We start from the raw sequence: 15,689 nt of genomic DNA, 5'->3' as shown, positions 1-15,689 counted from the left end.
AAACCATGAACCGCGACGTGATCCTGACCTGCGCCCTGACGGGTGCTGGCGACACCACTGGCAAAAGCCCCTATGTCCCCATCACGCCTGAACAGATTGCCAATGCTGCGGTGGAGGCCGCCAAGGCCGGCGCTACCGTTGTGCATTGCCATGTGAGAAACCCTGAGACGGGCCGCTTCAGCCGGGACGTGAACCTTTACAAGGAGGTCATGGAGCGCATTCGCGAAGCAGACATAGACGTGATCGTTAACCTGACCGCTGGCATGGGCGGCGACCTAGAGGTCGGCCCTGGTGAAACCCCCATGGCGTTCGGCCCCAACACCGATCTGATCGGGCCACTGGCTCGCCTGGCCCACGTTGAGGCCTTGCTGCCGGAAATCTGTACCCTGGACTGCGGCACGCTCAATTTCGGTGACGGCAACAGCATCTATGTGTCCACGCCTGACCAACTGCGCGCCGGGGCCCGCCGTATCACTGAGCTTGGCGTAAAAGCCGAGCTAGAGATTTTCGACACCGGCCATTTGTGGTTCGCCAAACAGATGATCCATGAAGGCCTGCTCCACGACCCGCTGTTTCAACTGTGCCTAGGCATTCCGTGGGGTGCCCCTGCGGACACCACCACCATGAAGGCGATGGTCGACAACTTGCCACAGGGCGCCGTTTGGGCAGGGTTCGGTATTGGCCGCATGCAAATGCCCATGGCGGCTCAGGCCGTGCTACTGGGAGGTAATGTGCGCGTGGGGCTGGAGGACAACCTGTGGCTGGAAAAAGGTGTGCTAGCCAGCAATGGGCAACTAGTGGAGCGGGCCAGCGAAATCCTGACCCGCCTGGGTGCGCGGATACTCACGCCCGCCGAGGGCCGCGCCCGCATGAACCTTACCCGCCGCCACTGAGCAGGAACCTGATATGACGTATTTGAGCAACGTAAACACCTTCGGCGCCTTCGGTGGCGGTGTCATTGGTAGCGGCTGGGTGGCCAGGGCACTGGCCCATGGGCTGGATGTGGTGGCCTGGGACCCTGGCCCCGGGGCCGAGCGCACGCTACGCCAGCGCGTCGCCAATGCCTGGCCGGCCTTGGAAAAACAGGGCCTGGCCGAAGGGGCCAGCCAAGATCGGCTGCGCATGGTAGGCGATCTGGAAGCCTGTGCAGCCGAGGCGGATTTCATCCAAGAGAGTGCCCCGGAACGTCTGGACCTCAAGCTGGAGCTACACGCCACCATTAGCGCCGCCGCTCGCCCGGATGTAGTCATTGCCTCTAGCACCTCCGGTCTGTTACCCAGCGAGTTTTACGCCCGTGCCTCGCACCCGCAACGCTGCCTGGTAGGTCATCCGTTTAACCCCGTGTACCTGCTGCCCTTGGTGGAGGTGGTTGGCGGCCAGCATACCTCTACCGATGCGATAGACACGGCCAAAACGGTTTACCAGCGGCTCGGCATGCGCCCCTTGCACGTTCGCAAGGAGGTGCCTGGCTTCATTGCGGACCGTCTACTTGAAGCCGTGTGGCGCGAAGCGCTGCATTTGGTGAACGACGGCGTGGCGACCACGGGTGAAATCGATGACGCTATCCGCTTCGGTGCGGGGCTACGCTGGTCGTTCATGGGTACCTTCCTGACCTATACGCTGGCAGGCGGTGACGCGGGCATGCGCCATTTCATGCAGCAATTTGGCCCGGCGCTCCAGCTGCCCTGGACGTACCTTCCTGCCCCCGCCTTGACCGACACCCTGATCGAGGACGTGGTCCAGGGCACCGCTGCGCAATTAGGCACGCATAGCATCGCCGCGCTGGAACGCTACCGTGACGACGCCTTACTAGGCGTATTGGCCGCCGTGCGAGCCGCCAAGCAGGCCCATGGGATAGCCGCCAATGACTGAGCCTCTGATCACGTGGCAGGGGCCTGTGCTGCCCGAATGGACCGACTACAACGGGCACCTGCGCGATGCTTACTATCTGTTGATTTTTAGTTATGCCACGGATGGCTTCATGGGGCAGATTGGGCTGGATGAGGCCGGACGGGCTGCCAGCGGTTGCTCGCTGTTCACCTTGGAGTGTCATTTGAATTTCCTCCATGAGGTCAAGCAGAGCGAGACGGTCGAGGTACGTACGCGAGTGCTAGGGTATGACCTCAAGCGCGTACACCTGTACCACAGCCTTCATCGTCTTGGTGAGCCTACGGAGCTGGCAGCGTCCGAGCAGATGTTGCTGCATGTGCGGCTCGCTGGCGTCAACGCCGCCTCGGCGCCCTTCAGTGAGCAGGCAAAAGCGTTACTCCATACGATGCATGCTAAAGAGGCGGCCCAGCCCCCACCTCACTGGGTGGGTCGGCGGATTACCCTGGGGTAGCTCGAAAACCTGGCGAGTGAGTGACGGCTCGATTGGCTAACTTTTGGGCCGCCTGGTGTTTTAAAGATTTTTCCCACAACTCTTTCAGAATTGCCCGGCATCATTGCCCTGCCCGCCTGCCCTAGTCTCGCCGCTCCCACGTGTTTACGTGCCTCTGAAGCTGCCTTATGCCCTCGCCCACTCTCCACTGTCCGCCTTCCCTTCTGCCTGAAAGGGGGTGGGCATGAGGCGCTACAACCTGACCCGAGTTTCTGATGCCAGTATCAAGGTATACCTAGAAGGCATCGGAACTAGCAGCGGTCAGGCTGATTCGTTGCTGGCGCAGGCTTTCGGGATCGGTGACACAGGGGTAGCGGCGCGGGTTGAGCAGGCGCCGGGGTTTGTCATGAAAGAACTGCGTCGTTTCAAAAGCAACAATAGCGGTTTGGTTATTCAGCGCATCGAATTCGATCTGATTGGGTTTAGCCGTGGGGCCGCAGCGGCACGGCATTGTGCCAATGAGTTGCTTAAAGGCGCTACAAGCGGCTTAGCGAAAGCATTACCCGCTGGCTCGCCGTTGCTTAGTGCTAATTTCCGCTGGCGCCATGGCACAGACTTCATCCTCAATTTCATCGGCCTGTTCGACACCGTACCCGGCATCGCCAACCCCCCCTATTACGACGCCGCGTTCGAAGGCCAGCTGCGCATGCACACCTGGCACGAACGCCTGCCAACGGAGCGCGGCGCGCCTCAGCGCAAACGTGTCTATGCCGCCACCTACAGTGAGCGACAGGTACGCGGGGAATTGTCGCTGGTGTACCTGCGTGTAATGCGCGAGCTGGGCGTACGAGCGGGTGTGCCTTTCACGGCCATCCCTGATACCCAGGCATTGGCGTTGCCTGAGGAGCTAGAGCTCATTACCGAGAAGCTAACAGCTTACGCCTTGGGCTATATCCGAAACCCCTTGGACGACAGTGAACTGAAGCTTTTAAACGCCGCTACATTCACCTGTCCACGCACTGGAACCCTCTACCGGGGCATGACCGCTCCGGTGTGGCGGTGTTCTATATCAACCGGCCAGGGCCCAGGGGGCGGCGTGTCGAGCATCCCAATGCGTAAGCTGGCGTTTGCCCTGCTGCTCTGCATGACGCTCCCCATCGGCGCCTGTGCCAAGGGGCCAGGTGGGATGCCGTATCCTGCCTGGCGTCTAGGGTTTTCCGCACCTGCCTATATGGAGGTGTGGATTGAAACCGCTGATGTGATCGATGTTCAAGGTAGAGCGTTCATCCGCGCAGGAAGCGGTACGGCCTCGGTTCATAGCCCCGCCAACTTACTGGCCAGTCCAAACGGCTGGTCACAGATAGGTGGCTGGGGCGCAGGAAAATACGTCCGAGGCGCCGCATTGCCCAAAGGCATCTATGTCCGCTGGCAATCTCTTGTAGAGCCTCAAACCTATGAAGTGTGGGTTCCTATCGAAGAGGCCACTAGAAAGGCGATGTCGAGAGGAGAAAAAGCATTTTGCGCGGCTGATGGCAAATGGATAACGGACTACCGACGGGGCCTAGGTATTGGCCTTGCCCCTGGCGGTATCGCACAAGTTTGGATTTCCGCCCCCTGCCTGGATGCTGTGCCCGTTGTTCGCCTACAGGCTACCGTGGTCAAGCTCGGGCCAGACCAAGGCTTGAGTGGTGGCCGATATGCTTTGCCACTGTCACCTGCCAGCAAGGCCTACATCAAGCGCTACGGTATTCCCTATGGCAGTTGGTGAAGCGGCCAGCATCAAGACGTGTTGGCGCTTTACCATAGCTTTCGAAAAACGACGCTTTCATACCCACCCTAGCCAACCGGTCACTCTGCTATTGCCGCCATGGCCGCCTTTCAACAGAATCAGACACAACCCTTCGTATGAGGATTGCGCTCATGATGCACGCCGACTTGATCGACCATGAAGACCTGATAAGCCAGTTGCGTGCGCTGGGCTTTGATATGCCTACAGGCTCTACCGCCGAGCAGGCTTGCGAGTGTGCGGCCAGGGGCCTGGATACGTATCGTGCCCAGGCCTTGCGTGGGCTGGTTGAAAAACTATACAGCGGCCGTGCCACGCTGTTGCCTGCAGTACGCCAGGCCATCGACAAAACGCTATTGCCCGCCCTGGCGCACTTCAGAAGCGCGTAACAACAGCAGGCCTTAGCGCTAGACCCTCACACTGGCAAACGTAGACTCATTACGCGCCTGCCCCAATGCCGCCAGCGGCCCGGACAGGGGCGGTAATACCATCGACTGAGGGATGGGCAACATCGCAACCTGTTGAGTGGTGTTCGAACCTACGCGCTCATCCCGGGGTGGAATGCCGAAATATTCCCGATAGCACTTGGAGAAGTGTGGCGTAGACACAAATCCGCACACCGAGGCCACTTCGATGATGGACATAGGCGTTTGCTTAAGCAGTTGCCGAGCGCGGATCAGGCGCAGCTTCAAGTAGTAGCGAGAGGGCGAACAGTGCAGGTACTTTTGGAACAACCGCTCCAATTGCCTACGCGACACCGCCACGTACACCGCAAGCTCATCCAGGTCGATGGGCTCTTCGAGGTTTGCTTCCATCAACGCGACGATTTCCTGCAACTTGGGCTGGTTGGTGCCCAGCATGTGTTTGAGTGGCACACGCTGATGGTCCTGCTCGTTGCGGATGCGCTCGTACACGAACATTTCTGAAATGGCCGCCGACAGTTCACGGCCGTGATCTCGGCTAATCAAGTGCAGCATCATGTCCAACGGCGCCGTGCCCCCTGAACTGGTGAAACGGTTGCGGTCCAGGGTGAACAACCGGGTGCTCATGGTGGCCCGCGGGAAGGCTTCCTGCATGGCAGCCAGGCACTCCCAGTGCACGCTGCAATCGAAGCCATCGAGCAGGCCCGCGCAGGCTAGCGCCCAGCTACCGGTACACACTGCGCCCAAGCGGCGTGACTGCCTGGCTTGTGCCTGCAACCAACCCACGTGTTCACGGGTCACGGTGCGCTGGATACCTACACCGCCGCATACGATGACCGTGTCCATGGCGGGCGCCTTGTGCATGGCGAAGTCCGGCGTGATCTGCAAGCCGTCGCTGGCCCACACCTGCCCGCCATCGGCGCTCAGGGTTGTCCAGCGGTACAGCTCGCGGCCTGACAGCTGGTTGGCCATGCGCAAAGGCTCGACCGCAGAGGCCAGAGAAATCAGTGTGAAATTATCCAACAACAGGAAACCAATGGATTGAGGCGTACGGGCCTGGGTTTGAGCCCCGGTGTTGGATGATGTCATCTCGGTATCTCCTCTGAATCAGCGCAAGGACGGCCCCAGAAACAGGCTCTTTTTTTATAGTTGTGTTAGAGCAATTGCCATGCCGGATTTTGAATGCTCGTTCAATATGTTCCGAAAACGACGTCGCAAACGGTCTGGAATGAGCGTCTGGGCAAGCGGTACCTGGGCTCAAGGATAGTCGGCAAAAAGCCCTACTGAGCAGTTTAGTAGCAGCAACCGCATGAAAAGTGTGCATGCCACGTCAAGGCTGTCACCGGTAGCGCGCTAAAAGGCAGCGACGGCATGGCCGATGGGCGAAAAACGTGCAGATCTACCGTTTCCAGTAGGGAGTGCCCATGCCCTATCGAGGACTCCGCATGGCCGACTGTCAGTTCGACAGCATCCGTCCACAAATCAGCAAAACAGACGGAACGGCTGTTTTCATCGTTAGTCACTTACGTAGTGCGTGAATTTGCCTGCCTTGTATACGTCAGGCATTTACGTAAACGAGCCCTGCTGCCCCCGCCTGGCGGGCAAAAAAGGAGCCGCCCGAACCGAGGAGTTTCGTCTGATGAGTAACACCACTAACCCGCCTGTTAGCCCTAACGCGAACAGTGAAATGGCCGGCACCGACACGCTCGATCGTGCTAACACCAACGCTAAGGTAGAGAGCCTGGAGACGTTCCGCTCCGACGCTACCGGCGAGGCGTTACGCACTAACCAGGGCGTGAAGATCTCCGACAACCAGAACACGCTGAAAGTCGGCTCGCGCGGCCCGTCGCTGCTCGAAGACTTCATCATGCGTGAAAAAATCACGCACTTTGACCACGAACGCATCCCGGAGCGCATTGTTCACGCGCGCGGCACCGCAGCCCATGGTTACTTTCAGCCCTACGAGAACCATTCGGCGCTGTCCAAAGCCGAATTCCTTCGCGACCCAGGTAAGCAAACCCCAGTATTCGTTCGATTTTCTACCGTTCAGGGTCCGCGTGGTTCTGGCGACACCGTACGTGACGTACGCGGCTTCGCGGTCAAGTTCTATACCGGCGAAGGTAACTACGATCTGGTCGGCAACAACATGCCGGTTTTCTTCATCCAGGACGCAATCAAGTTTCCTGATTTCGTACACGCGGTGAAGCCTGAGCCTCATAACGAAATACCGACCGGCGGCTCGGCACACGACACCTTCTGGGACTTCGTTTCGTTGGTACCGGAATCCGCGCACATGGTGCTGTGGACCATGTCCGACCGTGCAATTCCTAAAAGCCTGCGCTCCATGCAGGGCTTCGGCATTCATACCTTCCGTATGATCAACACCGAAGGTAAATCTTCGTTCGTCAAATTCCACTGGAAGCCGAAGTACGGCACCTGCTCTCTGGTTTGGGACGAGGCGCAGAAGCTTGCCGGTAAAGATACTGACTTCCACCGTCGTGACTTGTGGGAATCCATTGAGTCGGGCGACTACCCAGAATGGGAATTGGGCGTGCAGATCGTCGCCGAGGAAGACGAGCATAAGTTCGATTTTGATTTGCTGGACCCTACCAAAATTATCCCGGAAGAATTAGTCCCGGTAACGCCGCTGGGAAAAATGGTGCTTAACCGCAACCCGGACAACTACTTTGCCGAGACCGAACAGGTCGCTTTCTGCCCAGGCCATATCGTGCCGGGGATTGACTTCTCCAACGACCCGCTGTTGCAAGGCCGGCTGTTTTCGTACACCGATACGCAGATCAGCCGACTCGGTGGGCCTAACTTCCACGAGATTCCAATCAACCGTCCGGTGTCGCCGAACCACAACAATCAGCGTGACGCGCAGCACCGCACCACCATCGATAAGGGCCGCGCGTCCTACGAGCCCAACTCGATCGACGGTGGCTGGCCAAAAGAAACACCGGCCGGCCCACAAGATGGCGGCTTCGAGACCTATCAGGAACGCGTAGAAGCGCACAAGGTGCGTGAGCGCAGCCCTTCATTCGGTGACCATTTCTCCCAAGCCACTCTGTTTTTCAATAGCATGAGCGAGCACGAGAAAGAGCACATTATCGCGGCATACAGCTTCGAACTCGGCAAGGTTGAACGTGAGCACATTCGCGCCCGTCAGGTGAACGAGATTCTCGCGAATATCGACCTTACACTGGCTCAACGCGTAGCCGAGAATCTAGGCTTGCCGGCGCCATCGGCACCGACTACCCAAGCACAAAGCGCGGGCAAATTAACCGTTGATAAGTCGCCGCTGCTGAGTCAGGCGAACCTGCTTGCGGCCGACATTGCCTCGCGCAAAGTAGCTGTGCTGGTGGCCAATGGTGTCGATGACAAAGCGGTAGCGGCCATGAAGGCGGCGCTGGAGGCTGAAGGCGCACATGCCAAGGTCTTGGGCCCTACGTCTGCACCGGTCAAAACCGCGAGTGGCGCTTCTCTGGCGGTTGACGCATCCATGGAAGGTTTGCCGTCTGTGGCGTTCGACGCCGTGTTCATCCCAGGTGGCGAGGCGTCGATCAAGGCCCTGAGCGGCAATGGCGTAGCACTGCATTATGTACTTGAGGCTTACAAGCACCTCAAAGCCATTGCCTATGCAGGTGATGCACAGAAACTGATCGACCTGCTGCGCCTGGAAGCGGATGCGGGGCTACTGGCAGTTTCTGACAGCGCTTCGTTCAAGGCATTCTTCACAGCCATCCAGCAACATCGGGTATGGGCTCGTGAGCCGAAGGCCAAGGCTATTCCTGCGTAATTTGCAGGGCTAGCACGCAATAAAAAGGCGTTGCCCGTGAGGGCAGCGCCTTTTCCTTAGATCAGTTCCAGCAAACATTACGCGCAAGCGTCATTCCAACCTCAGCACTCCACCGCACTCACCGCAAGGCCTCCTCGGGAGGTCTCCTTGTACTTGTCATGCATGTCTGCGCCGGTGTCGCGCATGGTGCGGATGACGCGGTCCAGCGAGATAAAATGCGTGCCATCCCCACGCAGCGCCATTTGCGCCGCGTTGATCGCCTTCACCGCAGCGATGGCATTACGCTCGATGCATGGCACCTGTACCAGCCCACCCACTGGGTCACAGGTAAGGCCAAGGTTATGTTCAAGGCCGATCTCCGCAGCGTTTTCCAGCTGGGCCGGGGTGGCGCCGAGGATCTCTGCCAAACCCGCTGCCGCCATGGCACAGGCAGAGCCGACTTCACCTTGGCAACCGACCTCGGCGCCGGAAATCGACGCATTCTTTTTGCACAAAATGCCCACCGCCGCGGCGGCGAGAAAGAAGTTCACTACGTCGTCGTCCGTGGGCTGCTCACTGAACTTCATGTAGTAGTGCAGCACGGCAGGAATGATTCCCGCCGCCCCGTTGGTGGGCGCGGTGACCATGCGCCCGCCAGCTGCGTTTTCTTCGTTCACCGCCAGGGCAAAGAGGTTGACCCACTCCATGGCCGTGAGGGTAGAACCGATCACATTAGGCTTGCCCAGCTCCAGCAAGCTACGGTGCAGGCGAGCGGCGCGGCGGCGTACGTTCAGGCCACCGGGCAGAATGCCCTCTTCCGCCAAGCCTTGCAGCACGCAGGCCTGCATCGCTTGCCACAACTCCAGTAGCCCAGCGCGGATCTGCGCTTCGCTACGCCATACCTTTTCGTTTTCCAGCATCAGCTCGGAGATACGCAGCCCATGCTGGTCGCACAGGGTTAGCAACTGGGCGGCGGTATTGAAATCGTAAGGCAACTCAGTGGTGTCCGCGTCCAGCGTACCAGCCTTGGCTTGCGCGGCATCCACGACAAACCCGCCGCCAACAGAATAATAGGTGTCTTCCAGCAGCACGCCATTGACGCCCTCGGCCACCAAGGTCATGGCATTGGGGTGGTAGGGCAGGTTTTCATCGAGCAGGCGCATGTCCCGCTGCCAATCGAACGGCACGGCAAAGGTGCCGGCAAGCCATAGCTGCTTATCATCCTTGAGCTGGGTGATGGTAGGGCCAATGGCATGAGGGTCTACGGTATCGGGCCAAGCACCGGTTAGGCCCATGATCACGGCGTTGTCACTGCCGTGCCCGACGCCCGTGGCAGACAACGAGCCATACAGCCGCACCTCCAGCCGCTTTACCTGCGCCAGTACCTGGTGTTCGCCCAGCCGCTGAGCAAACAGCGCTGCCGCACGCATGGGGCCTACGGTGTGCGAGCTGGAAGGCCCGATGCCGATCTTGAACAGGTCGAACACGCTGATAGCCATTGTCGCCAAACCCTCTGAGGGCGCCAGGGGCGCCGATTGAACAGGCCAGCCATCGCTTGCCTGGCAGCCTTCCCTTGGGCGGCATGATTGGCCTTTTACTCAAGCACCGAGAGTCTGCAACCGACCCGTCCTTGCTCGCCAGCGCCTAGGCCCAAGGACGCATTTGGGCCGGTCGAAGCTGTGCACCGCGGGCGCCTGCTGCCCAGAAACGCTGGATACGACGTCACTGGTACTGGATACGACCCTCCCTGTACTGGTTGCGACGCACCCAGTAGGCGTTTGCCCGGCGCTGTTGGATGATCGAAACCGCCCCGTTTGTACGGCGATGCGGTTGAGCCTTTACGTGTTCCCCGCCAGGCTTAGGCGCCATGGGCTAAAACAAGGCATTCGCCGTAGAAAACACCAAGGAGTCCACCCGATGAGAGCTGCACCACCATCGCTATTGCTGGCCGCCATGCTGTGTTTGCCCGTGGCAGCCCAAGCTGCGGACCCGGCGCAATGCGCCACCGTGAATTTTTCAGACGTAGGCTGGACTGACATTACCGTGACCACGGCGGTGACCAGCGCAGTGCTGCAATCGCTTGGCTACAAAACCCGCACCACCATGATTTCAGTGCCGGTGACCTATAAGTCGCTGGCCGATGGCAAGAACATGGATGTGTTCCTGGGCAACTGGATGCCTACCATGGAAAACGACATCAAGCCGTACCGTGAAGCGGGCACCGTGGACACCGTGCGGGCCAACCTGGAAAACGCCAAGTACACCTTGGCCGTCCCTGAAGCGTTGTGGAATGAAGGCCTTAAGGATTTTGCCGACATACCCAAGTTCAAGGACAAGTTGGACGGCAAGCTCTACGGCATCGAGCCCGGTAACGACGGCAACCGGCTGATCCAGTCGATGATCGATAAAAACGCCTTCGGCCTGAAAGACGCCGGCTTCAAAGTGGTGGAATCCAGCGAAGCCGGCATGCTGGCTCAGGTAGACCGCGCGCAGAAGCGAGGCACCGGCATCGTATTCCTGGGCTGGGAACCGCACCCTATGAACACGCGGTTCAAGCTCAAGTACCTGACCGGAGGCGACGATTTCTTTGGCCCCAACTTCGGCCAGGCCACCATCTACACCAACACCCGCAAGGGCTATACGCAGGCGTGCCCCAACGTAGGCCAACTGCTGAAGAATCTGTCGTTCACGCTGAACATGGAAAGCACCCTGATGGGCAATGTGCTGGATGACAAGATGAAGCCAGACGCTGCCGCGAAGGCCTGGTTGAAAAAGAACCCGCAGGTGCTCGACACCTGGCTGGCTGGCGTGACAACGCTCGATGGCAAACCGGGCTTAGACGCGGCCAAGGCCACACTTTCGCAGTAACTGCCGAACGTCCGGCAGGCTGACCTGCCGGGCATCGAGATCACTCCTTTGCAGGTGGGTGCCAATACCATGCTGACAGACCACAAACTTCCGCTAGGCGAATACATCGCCGCCTTCGTCGACTGGCTGACCCAGCACGGCGCCAATGTATTCGACTGGATAGCCTCAACGCTTGAAGCAATGATTCACGGCCTTACCGCTGCGCTCACGTGGTTCCCCCCACTGGCGCTGGTGGTGATCTTCGCGGGGCTGGCGTATTTCATCCAGCGCAAGCTCAGCCTGGCCATCTTCGTTGCCGTGTCGTTTCTGTTGATCCTCAACCTGGGCTACTGGCAAGAAACCATGGAAACCCTGGCCCAGGTCACCTTCGCCACCGTGGTGTGCGTGGCCCTGGGCGTTCCGTTGGGCATCGTCGCGGCCCACAAGCCCTTCTTCTATACCTGCTTGCGGCCGATACTCGACCTCATGCAAACGGTACCCACCTTTGTATACCTGATCCCTACGCTGACGCTGTTCGGCCTAGGGGTAGTGCCTGGGCTGATTTCAACAGTGGTTTTCGCCATTGCCGCGCCTATTCGCCTCACCTACCTGGGTATCTGCGACGTGCCTCAGGAGCTGATGGATGCTGGCAAGGCCTTCGGTTGCTCGCGTCGGCAACTGCTGGCGCGCATTGAGCTGCCCCATGCCATGCCCAGCATCGCCGCAGGCGTGACCCAATGCATCATGTTGTCGCTGTCAATGGTGGTGATTGCCGCCCTGGTAGGCGCTGACGGCCTGGGCAAACCTGTCGTGAACGCTCTTAACACGGCAGACATTGCCCTGGGCTTCGAAGCAGGCCTGGCAATCGTGCTGCTGGCGATCATGCTGGACCGAATCTGTAAACAGCCAGAGGCTAAGCTTGGAGGTGACGCATGAGCATCATTCGTTTTGAAGACGTTGACGTGGTGTTCTCACGTAACCCTAAGGAAGCCCTGAAGTTGCTGGACGATGGCTTGAGCCGGCCAGAAATTCTCAAACGCACCGGCCTGGTCGTTGGGGTAGAAAAAGCCAACCTTGAAGTAAACAAGGGCGAAATCTGTGTGCTGATGGGCCTCTCCGGCTCAGGCAAATCAAGCCTGCTGCGTTGCATCAATGGCTTGAACACAGTAAGCCGCGGCAAGCTATTCGTGGAGCACGAAGGCAGCCAGATCGACATTGCCTCGTGTTCCGCAGCAGAGCTGAAGATGATGCGCACCAAGCGTATTGCCATGGTGTTTCAGAAATTCGCGCTGATGCCTTGGCTCACCGTTCGGGAAAACATCAGCTTTGGCCTTGAAATGCAAGGCCGGCCTTCGGAAGAGCGCCGCCGCCTGGTGGACGAAAAGCTAGAACTGGTAGGGCTTACCCAGTGGCGCAACAAAAAGCCTGATGAGCTCAGTGGCGGTATGCAACAACGGGTCGGCCTGGCCCGGGCCCTTGCCATGGATGCCGACATCCTGCTCATGGATGAACCCTTCTCCGCACTGGACCCATTGATCCGGCAAGGCTTGCAGGACGAATTGCTAGACCTGCAACGCAAGCTGCAAAAAACCATTGTCTTCGTGAGCCACGACCTGGACGAAGCGCTCAAGCTGGGTAGCCGGATCGCCATCATGAAGGATGGCAAGATTATCCAGTATTCCAGCCCTGAGGAGATTGTGCTCAACCCTGCTGATGACTATGTGCGCACCTTCGTGGCCCATACCAACCCACTGAACGTGTTGTGTGGGCGCAGCCTGATGCGACCACTGTCGGCCTGCAAGCGGCTCGATGGCGAAGTGTGCCTGGACCCTGGCAGCCAAGCCTGGTTGCGGTTGGGCGAAGGCGATAGCCTGAAAAGCGCTCGCCTGGGAGAGATCCCACTGGACTTGCAAACCTGGCAACCTGGTCAGCCGGTGGAAAGGCTCGGTCGCCGCCCTACCTTGGTAGGCGCGCAAATCGGCATGCGTGAGGCGCTGGAGATCCGCTACCACACGGGCCACAAGCTGGTGCTCCAAGAGCAAAACCAGATCGTGGGTATTCTGGGCGACACGGAGCTGTACCACGCCTTGCTGGGCAAGAGCCTGGGCCACCCGGCTGAAGCCGCGCCCACAAATGACGCCGTGGTGCCCCTGCGCAAGGTGAATTGATCTGTAGCAGCACCCCACGTTCAGGCAGCGTAGAGCCTATTCGCCAACTTCGTTGTCCCCTACAGGCAGATGCGCTTGTCCCTGTCCGGTAGGAGACGACGCCAGTTGACGAACAAGGCCAGCCTCGGTGCACCCAGCACAAACTTTCTTATTTGAACGATCAATCAAAATAACCTAGACTCCTTCTCCATTGATGCTTAAGCGCTCAAAGGAGCACGCGATGCCTAAGGTGGGAATGCAGCCCATACGCCGCCAACAACTGATCGACGCCACCTTGCAGGCGGTGGACCAAGTAGGCATGGCTGACGCCAGCATTGGCGTTATCGCCAGAATGGCCGGTGTGTCCAACGGCATCATCAGCCATTACTTCCAAGACAAGAATGGCTTGATCCAGGCCACCATGGGGCACCTCATGCGGGCCTTGGCGCTGAGTGTGGCGGCTCGCCGCCGGGCGCTGGTGGACGACAGCCCGCGTGCGCACCTCAGGGTGATCGTCGAGGGCAACTTCGACGACAGTCAGGTCAATGCCGCTGCCAGGAAAACCTGGCTGGCCTTCTGGGCCGCCAGTATGCATCAGCCCTCGCTGCACCGGCTGCAACGCATTAACGACCACCGCCTGTATTCGAACCTCTGCTGCCAGTTTCGTCGCGCATTGCCAGTCACCCAGGCCCGTCATGCGGCCCGCGGCCTGGCAGCGCTGATTGACGGGTTGTGGTTGCGTGGTGCCTTGTCGGGCGATGCCTTCGACACCGAGCAAGCACTACGCATCGCTTACGAGTACCTGGACATCCAACTGGCTAAACAGACGCCCGCCTAACCTTGCGAGCAATCTGGCCTTTTACCCAACGCCCGGCCCGCCCGGCCCCTTGACGAACTTCATGAGGAACGACATGCCCCGCTTTGGCTTGCAAAAACTTTACATCGATGGCGGCTACGTCAGCGCAAGCGGCGACGCTGTATTTGACAGCATCAACCCAGCTACGGGCGAAGTGCTTGCCCAGGTCCAGCGCGCCACCCAGGCAGACGTTGAAAAGGCCGTAATCAGCGCGGAGAAAGGCCAGAAGGTCTGGGCCGCCATGACGGCCATGGAGCGCTCGCGCATCCTTCGGCGTACCGTGGACTTGCTGCGCGAGCGCAATGACGAACTGGCCATGCTTGAGACGCTGGACACCGGCAAGGCGTACTCCGAAACCCGTTACGTGGACATCGTCACCGGGGCCGACGTGTTGGAGTACTACGCAGGCCTGGTGCCAGCCATCGAGGGTGAGCAGATCCCGTTGCGCGACACCTCGTTCGTGTACACCCGCCGCGAGCCGTTGGGCGTAACCGCAGGCATCGGTGCCTGGAACTACCCTATCCAGATTGCCTTGTGGAAATCGGCCCCCGCCCTGGCGGCAGGGAACGCCATGATCTACAAGCCCAGCGAAGTGACGTCCCTGACCACCCTCAAGCTGGCCGAGATCTATACCGAAGCTGGCCTACCCGCAGGTGTGTTCAACGTGTTGACCGGCAGCGGCCGGGAGATTGGCACCTGGCTCACCGAGCATCCGCGTATCGAGAAGGTGTCGTTCACCGGCGGTACCGACACCGGCAAGAAGGTCATGGCCAGCGCGTCGAGCTCATCGCTCAAAGACGTGACCATGGAGCTGGGTGGTAAATCGCCCCTGATTATCTGCGCCGACGCAGACCTGGATAAAGCCGCAGACATCGCCATGATGGCCAACTTCTACAGTTCGGGCCAGGTGTGCACAAACGGCACCCGGGTGTTCGTACCCGCCTCACTGAAGGCCCAGTTCGAAGCCAAGATACTGGAGCGGGTGAAGCGCATTCGCGTGGGCGACCCAACGGATGACACCACCAACTTTGGGCCTATGGTCAGCATTGCTCATATGGAAAGCGTGCTGGGTTACCTGGCCAAGGGTAAGGCAGAAGGCGCGCGGTTGCTGTGTGGTGGCGAGCGCCTGACCGATGGCGCGTTGGCCAAGGGTGCGTACGTAGCGCCAACCGTGTTCACCGACTGCACCGACGAGATGACCATCGTGCGCGAAGAAATTTTCGGCCCCGTCATGAGCATTCTGGCGTATGACTCCGAAGACGAGGTGATCCGCCGCGCCAATGACACCGAGTTCGGCCTGGCCGCTGGCGTGGTCACGCCAGACCTGAACCGCGCCCATCTCATCATTCATCAGCTGGAAGCCGGGATCTGCTGGATCAATGCCTGGGGCGAGTCCCCTGCGCAAATGCCGGTAGGTGGCTACAAGCAGTCGGGCGTGGGCCGTGAGAACGGTATCAGCTCACTTGCCCAATACACCCGGGTCAAATCCATACAGGTAGAGCTGGGCGACTACGCCTCAGTGTTTTAAGCCTG

13 protein-coding genes are annotated in these 15,689 nt (G+C 59.4%); 11 read left to right on the top strand and 2 right to left on the bottom strand.

The genetic code is table 11. The annotated features are described in order from the left end of the window. The first annotated feature begins 5 nt into the window (after positions 1 to 5). The 5 genes from cdhC (at position 6) to AC4LE2_RS02020 (ending at position 4,495) form a co-directional block, all read left to right on the top strand. Positions 6 to 893 (top strand): 3-dehydrocarnitine:acetyl-CoA trimethylamine transferase CdhC, encoded by an 888-nt coding sequence (gene cdhC, locus AC4LE2_RS02040; RefSeq protein ID WP_491823844.1) that lies wholly within the window; start codon positions 6 to 8, stop codon positions 891 to 893. Between the two features lie 13 nt (positions 894 to 906). Further along, positions 907 to 1,872: an L-carnitine dehydrogenase gene (locus tag AC4LE2_RS02035; RefSeq protein ID WP_491823842.1), complete on the top strand. Its 966-nt coding sequence runs from the start codon at positions 907 to 909 to the stop codon at positions 1,870 to 1,872. Further along, positions 1,865 to 2,341, top strand: coding sequence for a thioesterase family protein (locus tag AC4LE2_RS02030; protein WP_491823841.1), 477 nt, complete (start codon positions 1,865 to 1,867; stop codon positions 2,339 to 2,341). Before AC4LE2_RS02035 ends, AC4LE2_RS02030 begins: the two co-directional genes overlap by 8 nt. Positions 2,342 to 2,564: 223 nt before the next feature. Continuing rightward, positions 2,565 to 4,088, top strand: coding sequence for a DUF2931 family protein (locus AC4LE2_RS02025; RefSeq protein WP_491823839.1), 1,524 nt, complete (start codon positions 2,565 to 2,567; stop codon positions 4,086 to 4,088). Between the two features lie 152 nt (positions 4,089 to 4,240). Next, entirely contained in the window at positions 4,241 to 4,495 is a 255-nt protein-coding gene (locus tag AC4LE2_RS02020) for a hypothetical protein (protein WP_491823838.1), read from the top strand. A gap of 18 nt (positions 4,496 to 4,513) precedes the next feature. Here AC4LE2_RS02020 and gbdR read toward each other — a convergent pair whose 3' ends face one another. After that, on the bottom strand, positions 4,514 to 5,617 hold the full coding sequence (gbdR, locus tag AC4LE2_RS02015; protein ID WP_491823836.1) for a choline metabolism transcriptional regulator GbdR: 1,104 nt from the start codon (positions 5,615 to 5,617) through the stop codon (positions 4,514 to 4,516). 550 nt (positions 5,618 to 6,167) lie between these two features. Between gbdR and katE the strand changes: the two genes are divergently transcribed. Further along, on the top strand, positions 6,168 to 8,327 hold the full coding sequence (gene katE / locus AC4LE2_RS02010; protein WP_491823834.1) for a catalase HPII: 2,160 nt from the start codon (positions 6,168 to 6,170) through the stop codon (positions 8,325 to 8,327). A 101-nt stretch (positions 8,328 to 8,428) separates the two neighbouring features. Here the strand turns inward: katE and AC4LE2_RS02005 are convergent, their stop codons facing one another. Continuing rightward, a complete protein-coding gene (locus AC4LE2_RS02005; RefSeq protein ID WP_491823832.1) occupies positions 8,429 to 9,805 on the bottom strand; it encodes an L-serine ammonia-lyase in 1,377 nt (458 codons plus the stop codon). A 418-nt stretch (positions 9,806 to 10,223) separates the two neighbouring features. On the opposite strand from AC4LE2_RS02005, the gene AC4LE2_RS02000 reads away from it, so the two are divergent. The 5 genes from AC4LE2_RS02000 to betB all read left to right on the top strand — a co-directional run bounded on the left by AC4LE2_RS02000 (position 10,224) and on the right by betB (position 15,684). Continuing rightward, positions 10,224 to 11,174: a choline ABC transporter substrate-binding protein gene (locus AC4LE2_RS02000; protein WP_491823831.1), complete on the top strand. Its 951-nt coding sequence runs from the start codon at positions 10,224 to 10,226 to the stop codon at positions 11,172 to 11,174. Between the two features lie 69 nt (positions 11,175 to 11,243). Next, positions 11,244 to 12,089, top strand: a complete 846-nt coding sequence (choW, locus tag AC4LE2_RS01995; protein ID WP_491823829.1) for a choline ABC transporter permease subunit — start codon at positions 11,244 to 11,246, stop codon at positions 12,087 to 12,089. Beyond that, positions 12,086 to 13,321: a choline ABC transporter ATP-binding protein gene (gene choV, locus AC4LE2_RS01990; RefSeq protein ID WP_491823827.1), complete on the top strand. Its 1,236-nt coding sequence runs from the start codon at positions 12,086 to 12,088 to the stop codon at positions 13,319 to 13,321. The genes choW and choV overlap by 4 nt, the downstream gene beginning before the upstream one ends. A gap of 220 nt (positions 13,322 to 13,541) precedes the next feature. Then, positions 13,542 to 14,138, top strand: a complete 597-nt coding sequence (gene betI, locus AC4LE2_RS01985; protein WP_491823825.1) for a transcriptional regulator BetI — start codon at positions 13,542 to 13,544, stop codon at positions 14,136 to 14,138. A 73-nt stretch (positions 14,139 to 14,211) separates the two neighbouring features. After that, entirely contained in the window at positions 14,212 to 15,684 is a 1,473-nt protein-coding gene (gene betB / locus AC4LE2_RS01980) for a betaine-aldehyde dehydrogenase (protein ID WP_491823823.1), read from the top strand. Positions 15,685 to 15,689: the final 5 nt, after the last annotated feature.

It is taken from the genome of Pseudomonas sp. 9.3L (assembly GCF_058536285.1).
This window is presented reverse-complemented; position numbering and strand designations above follow the sequence as displayed.